The 8,365-nt window shown below is 69.7% G+C and carries 7 protein-coding genes; 4 read left to right on the top strand and 3 right to left on the bottom strand.

All coding sequences use genetic code 11. From position 1 onward, the window contains the following. Positions 1–135: 135 nt before the first annotated feature. Positions 136–1,380, bottom strand: coding sequence for a M6 family metalloprotease domain-containing protein (locus FNH04_RS36225; protein WP_152790084.1), 1,245 nt, complete (start codon positions 1,378–1,380; stop codon positions 136–138). A 593-nt stretch (positions 1,381–1,973) separates the two neighbouring features. On the opposite strand from FNH04_RS36225, the gene FNH04_RS36220 reads away from it, so the two are divergent. Together FNH04_RS36220 and FNH04_RS36215 are read left to right on the top strand one after the other, a co-directional pair. Next, positions 1,974–2,627 carry a TetR/AcrR family transcriptional regulator gene (locus tag FNH04_RS36220; protein ID WP_322724832.1) on the top strand — a complete coding sequence of 218 codons (654 nt, stop codon included), beginning with the start codon at positions 1,974–1,976 and terminating at the stop codon, positions 2,625–2,627. Between the two features lie 223 nt (positions 2,628–2,850). Beyond that, on the top strand, positions 2,851–4,404 hold the full coding sequence (locus FNH04_RS36215; protein WP_152790082.1) for an MFS transporter: 1,554 nt from the start codon (positions 2,851–2,853) through the stop codon (positions 4,402–4,404). A gap of 299 nt (positions 4,405–4,703) precedes the next feature. Here FNH04_RS36215 and FNH04_RS36210 read toward each other — a convergent pair whose 3' ends face one another. After that, positions 4,704–5,207 carry a MarR family winged helix-turn-helix transcriptional regulator gene (locus tag FNH04_RS36210; protein WP_152790081.1) on the bottom strand — a complete coding sequence of 168 codons (504 nt, stop codon included), beginning with the start codon at positions 5,205–5,207 and terminating at the stop codon, positions 4,704–4,706. Between the two features lie 188 nt (positions 5,208–5,395). On the opposite strand from FNH04_RS36210, the gene FNH04_RS36205 reads away from it, so the two are divergent. After that, positions 5,396–6,196, top strand: coding sequence for a dioxygenase family protein (locus FNH04_RS36205; protein WP_152790080.1), 801 nt, complete (start codon positions 5,396–5,398; stop codon positions 6,194–6,196). 110 nt (positions 6,197–6,306) lie between these two features. On the opposite strand, the gene FNH04_RS36200 is transcribed toward FNH04_RS36205, so the two are convergent. Beyond that, positions 6,307–6,825, bottom strand: a complete 519-nt coding sequence (locus FNH04_RS36200; protein ID WP_152790079.1) for a GNAT family N-acetyltransferase — start codon at positions 6,823–6,825, stop codon at positions 6,307–6,309. A gap of 172 nt (positions 6,826–6,997) precedes the next feature. Between FNH04_RS36200 and FNH04_RS36195 the strand changes: the two genes are divergently transcribed. Next, entirely contained in the window at positions 6,998–7,996 is a 999-nt protein-coding gene (locus tag FNH04_RS36195) for a sigma-70 family RNA polymerase sigma factor (RefSeq protein ID WP_152790078.1), read from the top strand. Positions 7,997–8,365: the final 369 nt, after the last annotated feature.

Here is an 8,365-nt window from a genome sequence, read left to right as displayed (position 1 = left end):
CCCCAACTCCCACCAGATGATCCCGGCCCGCAGCAACCGCTCCCGGCCGCCCAACTGCCGGCCCCTGCTGTCCGCCGGTACTGGCCCACCGCGGCCGCCATCGCATCGCTGCCGCCGCATCGCTCCGTCGCACCCCTACCGCCGCCGCGTCACCTGCACCTGGTAGTTCCCCTCCATGTCCGCGCCCGCCACCTTGATCCTGATCCCCGACCGCGTGTCCTCGAAGGCCTCGCCGGGGACGAACGTGGCGTCAGAGAGCTCCGCGTGGACGTTGGGGCTGCGGGTGCAGCCACCGCTGTCGCGCTGCGAGTCGTGCACCCGTACCGGCCCACCCCCGGTGTCGACGGCCGTGTCGACCCTGTAGACGAGGATGCCGGGGCGGCAGACGATCGCGTCGTTCCCCCCGCGGACGCGCAGCTCGATCCCGTACCCCGTACGGGAGTCGACGGGGACGAAGACCAGTTTGGCGCCGCCGCGCCGGGGGAGCGGGGTGAGCGTGTACTCGGTGGTGCCGGGCGTGGTCGCGCAGCTCACCTGGGTGTCCTCCAGCCAGCCCAGCTTCCATTTGTGCCAGCCGAGCAGGTCGTTGTCGACGCCCCAGTCCTCGCTCATGATGTCCCAGTGCCCGACGGCGCCCCCGCCCTCATGGGTGTAGAGGTCGGGCAGCCCGAAGACATGGCCGTTCTCGTGGGGGAGTACGCGGTAACCGGTCTCCGCGTACGAGCCGGAGCCGTCGTCCTGGCGGCTGTAGACGAACGACGTGTTGGCGACCGGGACGCCGTCGGCGACGGGCGCCTCGCGGTTGCCCGCGAAGGTCACCGACAGGACGGTGTCGAGGGCGGAGGGGCCCGCGTTCGGGGTGACCAGCACGTTCACGAGGTCGTACTCACTGAAGTCCACGTCCGGGTCGGCCGCGGCCACGATGTCCTCGACCAGCTCGCGGTAGCCGGGCTCGAAGGGGGCGCCGCGTTCTATGCCGTACGCGCGGAAGGACTGCGGCATGCGCAGCCACTCGCCGATCGGGGCCTCGGGGCGGTAGTCGAGCTTGCCGTACGAACTGGTGGCGAACCACGCGCGGGTCTGCGGGGCGAACTCGGCGAGGCGGTCGAGCGCGCTGCCCGTGGCGGGGGCGTCCGAGAAGTCGATCATCAGGTTGAGGGCGCGGACCGTGCCGGTTGAGCGGGCGTAGCCGGACGGGGTCGGTATGCCCTCCGACATCTGCACTCCGGACGGGCCGCTGATCACGCAGGGGGCGAGCGTCGAGCGGTGGCTCAGCGGGGTGGCGCCGGCGGCCTTCGTGGGCTCGGGCGTCAGACGCCCGTTGCCCGCGGCGGTGCTGACCGCGAGGGTGAGAGCGGTGACCGCGGCGAGCGCGGCCAGCCGACGGTTGCCCAGGCGGTTGCCCAGACGATTGCCCTGGTGGCTGCCCGGACGGGTGCCTATGCGGGCGGTGTCGAGGGGGTCCTCGTGCACGTGGCCTGGGCGTGTGCGTCCGGTGCGCGGCTGGCGGAGTCGACTGTGGCGCAGGCGACGGCGCGGGCCCTGAGGGGCGGTGCGTATCCGACGGCTGGGCGGCTGCATGTGCCTGGCCCCTTCGCTCCACGGCAGCCGCCGGTCTCTGGCTGCACCCTTGCGATCACCCTGTGTCGAGGGGCGTGTGGGCGCGCGCTGGAAGAGGCCGATCGTGGGTTTCTCGCCGGTAGAGGTGTGATGCGGGTCACAAGTGAAAGATGGCCGGGGGCGAAATAACCGGGGATGGTTTCCCCGTTTAGCCCTGTGTCCGAGCGAAACGGGGAAACCATCCCCGGATCGCATCCAGCCCGCCAACGCCACCCGGACAAGCCCGTCCGTGCCAACCCGACAAGCCAGCCCGAGCCAACCCGGACAAGCCCGTCCACGCGCAGACGGGCCTGCCAGTCAACGCCAAGCCCCTCCACGGGCAGGCAGCCGGTCAAGGAGTACAAGGAGTAGCCGTGCATACCGCGACCCCCGCACCGCGCAAGGCGCCCCGGCCGCGCGCCGACGCCCTGCGCAACCGGGAGCGGATCGTCACCGCCGCCCGGGACATGCTCGTCGAGGACGGCGTCGAGGTGCCGCTCGACGACATCGCCCGTCGGGCCGGCGTCGGCAATGCCACGCTGTACCGGAACTTCCCCGACCGGCAGTCACTGGTGCGCGAGGTGGTCTGCTCGGTCCTCGGCCGAATCGCGGAGGCCGCCGAGCTCGCGCTCACCGAGACGGGCGGCACCGGCGACACCTTCGAGGCGCTGTCCCGCTTCGTACACGCCTCCGCCGAGGAGCGGATCGGCGCGCTGTGCCCGATGATCTCCTCGGCCTTCGACCAGGACCACCCGGATCTGGAGGCCGCGAGGGGGCGGGTCGAGCAGCTGGTGGAGGCACTTATGGAGCGTGCGAGGGCTGCCGGGCAGCTGCGTGCGGACGTGGGTGTGGGTGACCTGATGATCGCGGTGGCCCAGCTCAGCCGGCCTCCGGCGGGCGCCTCGTGCCTGAACGCCGACCGCTTCGTCCACCGCCACCTTCAGCTGTTCCTGGACGGCCTGCGTGCTCCGGCCCGCTCCGTCCTGCCGGGAGCGTCGACGACGATGGAGGAGCTGCGCCAGGCCTGACCCACGGACGAGGCACGACCACGACGCACCGAGCTCCGCTCACTTGTCACGCGGATCCACTGGCTCCACTCACTGAGCGCCACGCACACCGAGCTTCCCGGCCGTCGTCCTGACGAGGGCGTCAGAACCGACGAGCCGCGCTTTCCAACGCCCTTTCCCGTTTTCCCGTTTTCCCGTTTTTTTTCGTTTTTTTTCGTTACGACGTTCCGAAGTGGGTACCCCCATGTCTGAAACAGCCCAGGCCCCCGCCCCGAAGGCGGTGCCGGCCCCCGACCCGGGCCGCTGGAAGGCGCTCCTCTTCATCGCGCTCGCCCAGCTGATGGTCGTCCTGGACGCGACCATCGTGAACATCGCGCTTCCGTCCGCCCAGCAGGACCTGGGGATCTCGGACGGCAACCGGCAGTGGGTCGTCACGGCCTATGCCCTCGCCTTCGGTGGCCTCCTCCTCTTCGGGGGCCGCATCGCCGACCTGTGGGGCCGCAAGCAGGCCTTCGTCGTCGGGCTGGTCGGCTTCGCCGCGGCATCCGGGCTCGGTGGCGCGGCCACCAACGAGGCGATGATGTTCGGTGCCCGTGCCCTCCAGGGCGTGTTCGGCGCCTTGCTCGCCCCCGCCGCGCTCTCCCTCCTGGCCGTGATGTTCACGGACGCCAAGGAGCGTGCCAAGGCGTTCGGCATCTACGGTGCCATCGCCGGTGGCGGTGGCGCCGTCGGCCTGATCCTCGGCGGCTTCCTCACCGAGTATCTGGACTGGCGCTGGACGTTCTTCGTGAACATCCCCTTCGCGGCCCTCGCCGCGGTCGGTGCGTTCCTCGTCATCCGTGAGCCCGAGGGCGGCCGCAACCGCTCTTCGCTGGACATCCCGGGCGTCATCCTCTCCACCCTCGGTCTGGTGGCCCTCGTCTACGGCTTCACCCGCGCCGAGTCGGAGGGCTGGGGCGACTCGCTGACGATCGGCATGTTCGTCGCGTCGGCGGTCCTGCTCGCGGCCTTCGTCCTCGTCGAGTCCAAGGTCAAGGCCCCGCTGCTGCCGCTGCGCGTGGTCACCGAGCGCAACCGCGGTGGCGTCTACCTCTCGCTCGGTCTCGCGATCATCGCCATGTTCGGGCTGTTTCTCTTCTTGACTTACTACCTTCAAATTGTGAAGGGGTACTCACCGGTTGAGACCGGTTTTGCCTTCCTGCCGATGATCGTGGGCATGATCGTGGGCTCCACGCAGATAGGCACCCGGCTGATGACCCGGGTCCCGCCGCGTCTGCTGATGGTCCCGGGCTTCCTGGTCGCCGCGACCGGCATGCTGCTCCTGACCCAGATGGAGACCGACTCCTCGTACGCCGCCCTGCTGCTCCCGGCGCAGGTGCTGCTCGGCCTCGGTATGGGTACGGCGTTCATGCCGGCCATGTCCCTCGCCACGCAGGGCGTCGAGGCGCGGGATGCAGGCGTCGCCTCCGCCATGGTCAACACCTCGCAGCAGGTGGGCGGCGCGATCGGTACGGCCCTGCTGAACACCATCGCCGCCTCGGCCACCACCGCCTACGTCACGGACCACATCGCGGGGGCCACCTCCAGGTCCCAGCAGCAGCTCGTCCAGCTGCAGGGCATGGTCCACGGCTACACCAACGCGATCTGGTTCGCCGTCGGGATCCTCGTCCTCTCCGCGGCCATCGCCTTCACCTTCATCACCACCGGGCGCCCGGACACGGCGTCGGTCGCGGCCTCGGGCGGAGGCGCGGGCGAGGGCGCGGAGGACGAGCCGAAGGTGCCGGTGATCGCCCACTGAGGCACCCGTACCCGGACACGCGCCCTCCGCCAGGCTCCCGGTGAGCCGGGCGGAGGGCGCACCCGCATTGATATCGGTGCCAGCGTAGGGGCGCCCCCGACTGACCAGTGCCGGACGCGTACGCCATCCGCGTACGCCGTCCGCGTGCGCTGTCCGCGTGCGCCGTCCGCGTGCGCCGAACGCGTGCGCCGTCCGCCTATCGGTCGGCGTAGGGCCGCACCCGATTGATATCGATGTCAGCACAGGGCCGCACCCGATCGACACCGCTGTCGATCGCTCACGATCGATCTCGAAGAGCCCTACCGCAACCAGGGCAGGTCCGCCCCCGCATCCTTCGGCTGGAGTCCCTCCGCGATGATCTCCATGATCTCGCCGAGGGACTCCCGCTGTTGGGGGGACAACCGCTCGAAGATCGCCTGCCGTACGGCGCGGACATGGCCGGGCGCGGTCTGCGTCAGCACCTCGTGCCCCTGGTCCGTCAGCACCGCGAACTGCCCGCGCTTGTCGGAGGGGCAGTCCTCGCGCCGTACCCAGCCGTTCTTCTCCAGGCGGGCCACGGCATGGGAGAGTCGCGACCGTGTGATCTTGGCCCGCATGGCCAGTTCGGTCATCCGCAGCCGCCTGTGCGGTGCCTCGCTGAGCACCACGAGCAGGTGGTAGTAGACGTGTGGCATGCCCGCGTCGCGCTGCAACTGCCGGTCGAGATGGTCCTCCAGCAGGGTGGAGGCGTGCACATACGCGCGCCACGTGCGCTGTTCCTCGTCGGTGAGCCAGCGGGGCCCGTCAGCGGATGCCGTATTCATGTATCTACTGTACGAGGCCCCTCCTTGAAATTTGAACAAATAAGGCGTAACCTGTACGACGAATAACTTGAGACTTCAATGATGTCTTCAGGGTTCTTCAGATGTCTTCAGATCTTTTCGGGTTTCTTCAGGTTTGGTGTCTTTCGGGCCCGAAGCGTGAGCCCCACGTCGCGGAGGGAGCCGCAGCCATGTCCGCCGTCGCAGAGGAACGTCCCACCGTGGAGCGCATGCCCGCCCTCTATCTGAGCCACGGTGCGCCGCCACTCGCCGACGACCCGGTCTGGCCGGGTGAGCTGGCCGCCTGGTCGGCGGAGCTGCCGCGGCCCAGGGCGATCCTCATGGTCTCCGCGCACTGGGAGGAGGCCCCGCTGGCGATCGGCGCCATCGAGACCGTCCCGCTCGTCTACGACTTCTGGGGCTTCCCCGAGCACTACTACCAGGTGAAGTACGAGGCCCCGGGCGCCCCCGAACTCGCCGAGTCCGTGCGCAAGTTGCTGCGCGCCCCCGGTACGCCGGTGCAGGACATCCCCGACCGCGGCCTGGACCACGGCGCGTACGTGCCCCTGGTCGAGATGTTCCCCGAGGCCGACATCCCGGTCCTGCAGATCTCGATGCCGACCCTGGACCCGGTCAGGCTGATGGAGATCGGCCGCAAGCTGGCGCCCCTGCGTGACGAGGGCGTCCTGATCGTCGGCTCGGGCTTCTTCACCCACAACCTGGCGGCGCTGCGGCAGGGCGGTATCCCGTCCTGGTCGGTGGAGTTCGACGACTGGGGTCACCGCGCCCTCGAGAACCGCGACTGGGACACCCTCCTCGACTTCACCCGCAAGTCCCCGTCCGGCCTGCTGGCCCACCCGCGCACCGAACACTTCGCGCCCCTCTTCGTGACGATGGGCGCCGCGGACGCCTCCGGCGGGCTGGACGCGCAGAAGTCCGTGATCGACGGCTTCTGGATGGGGCTGGCGAAGCGGTCGGTGCAGTTCGGGTAGGAGCGGTCCGCCCGGTCGAGGTGCACAGGCTGTGACGGCGTGCAGGGCTGCTGTGACGTGCAGGGCTGCTGTAATGCGTGCGAGAACCAGGCCCGGGGGGACCCGGCCCGCTACAGCTCCTTCTCGTACCAGGCCACGTCCCAGTACCGCCCGAACTTGTACCCGACCTCCCGGTACGTGCCGACGTACCGGAACCCGAAGCGCTCGTGCAGCCGTGTCGACGCCTCGTTCGGCGGCACGATCCCCGCGTACGCCCGATGCAGGCCCTGACCTCCGAGCGCCTCGAACAGGGCCTTGTACAACAGCGTCCCGATGCCCCGCCCGCCGGCGTCGGGTGCGAGGTAGACGCTCGCCTCCACGGACGTGGCGTACGCGGGCTTCACTCGGAAAGCGCTGCTCGTCGCGTAGCCAAGAATCTCCTGTGAGTCCGTGTCCGCGGCAACCATCAGGCGGTGCGGTCCGTCTACAGGGTGGGAGAGGAGCCAGGGGCGCCGCTCTTCCGGCGTGAAGACGGCCGTGTCGAATGTGATGGGTGTCTCACGTACGTAGTGGTTGTAGATGGCTGTGAGGGCGTCGAGGTCCGCCTCGCCCCCCGGCCTGACCTGCACCTCTGTACGTTTTGACGCCATCCGTCCTCCTCCTCGCGGCCCGACAGGGTACTGCATGATCAGAAAAATTGAGGTGCGGGTTGGGAATTCTGTCCTGATTCCAGTCGTTGTTTCCATCGGATGCCGGGCACCCGGAAGGGTGTCTCCAGCGCCACAGGACCATCCGCTAGCCCACCATCGCAAGGGAGCACGCATGGCAACCCGTGCCGTCGCCGCCCGTCGTACGTCCGCCACCGGCGGAGACGACGCGGCACTCAGCGTTCGCGCCTCGGGCGGCGAGATCGCCGACCGCGACCTGGTCGGCATGTACCTCGACGAGATCGCGCGTACGCCGCTGCTCGACGCCGCCAAGGAAGTCGAGCTGTCCCAGACCATCGAGGCCGGTGTGTTCGCGCGGCAGATCCTCGACGGTGAGGAGGAGGCCAAGGCGGATGCCACCCGTGAGGAGCTCGAAGCCCTCTTCGCCGCGGGCGAGCGCGCGAAGGACGTCTTCATCCGTTCGAACCTGCGGCTCGTCGTGGCCGTGGCCCGGCGTTATCCGCGCAGCGGCCTGCCCCTTCTCGACCTGATCCAGGAGGGCAACGCGGGCCTGGTGCGCGCGGTCGAGAAGTTCGACTACCGCAAGGGCTTCAAGTTCTCGACCTATGCCACCTGGTGGATCCGTCAGGCCATCACCCGGTCGATAGCCGACCAGTCGCGGACCATCCGTCTGCCCGTCCACCTGGTGGAGGAGCTCGGTCGGGTACGCCGCGTGCAGCGCGAGTTCAACCGCGAGAACGGGCGCGACCCGGAGCCCGCGGAGATCGCCGCCGAGCTCGGCTCCACCCCGGAGCGCGTCTCGGACGTGCTGGACTGGGCCCGTGACCCGGTCTCGCTCAACATGTCGGTGGACGACGAGGGCGAGACCCAGTTCGGCGACCTGCTGGAAGACACCTCGGCGGTCTCGCCGGAGCAGTCGGTGCTCACCCTGCTGCGCAGCGAGGAGCTCGACCACCTGATCGGGCGGCTCGACCAGCGCACGGCGTCGATCATCAAGATGCGGTACGGCATCGAGGACGGCCGCGAGCGCACGCTGACCGAGGTCGGCAAGGAGCACGGTCTCACCCGCGAGCGCATCCGCCAGATCGAGAAGCACGCGCTGCTGGAGCTGAAGAAGCTGGCCCGCGACACGGGGTTCGACGCGGCCGCGTGACGTGCGGGGTGTCGCCCGCCGCCCCGGAGGACCACTCCGGGGCGGGCGCGCGGCCCCGGGCGCGGACTTGGCCGTGTTCCGCCGCTTCAACTCCGCCCTTCGCGGGCACAAGACTTCCGGGCCCATGAAACCTCCAGGCCCGGAGCCGCGTGGCCCGGGACCACGGGCCTGAGCCACCGCACGATGAGCCACCGCACCATGCCGGATTCGCCGTGTCGCCGTACGATCCGCCCCTGAGGCCGGAGCGCCGCGTCACAGCGCACCCCGCACGCACGATCCGCACGGCCTGACCGGAACCTGACCGGTACGAGACCGGCATCCGAAGCCAGGTCCCGACGCCCTCCCCCCGGCGCCGGGACCCTCCCGAGC

This window comes from Streptomyces phyllanthi, assembly GCF_009377205.1.
GTDB classification, from domain to species: Bacteria; Actinomycetota; Actinomycetes; order Streptomycetales; family Streptomycetaceae; genus Streptomyces; species Streptomyces phyllanthi.
The sequence above is the reverse complement of the archived record's forward strand: the minus strand, read 5'-3'. Positions and strand labels throughout refer to the sequence as shown.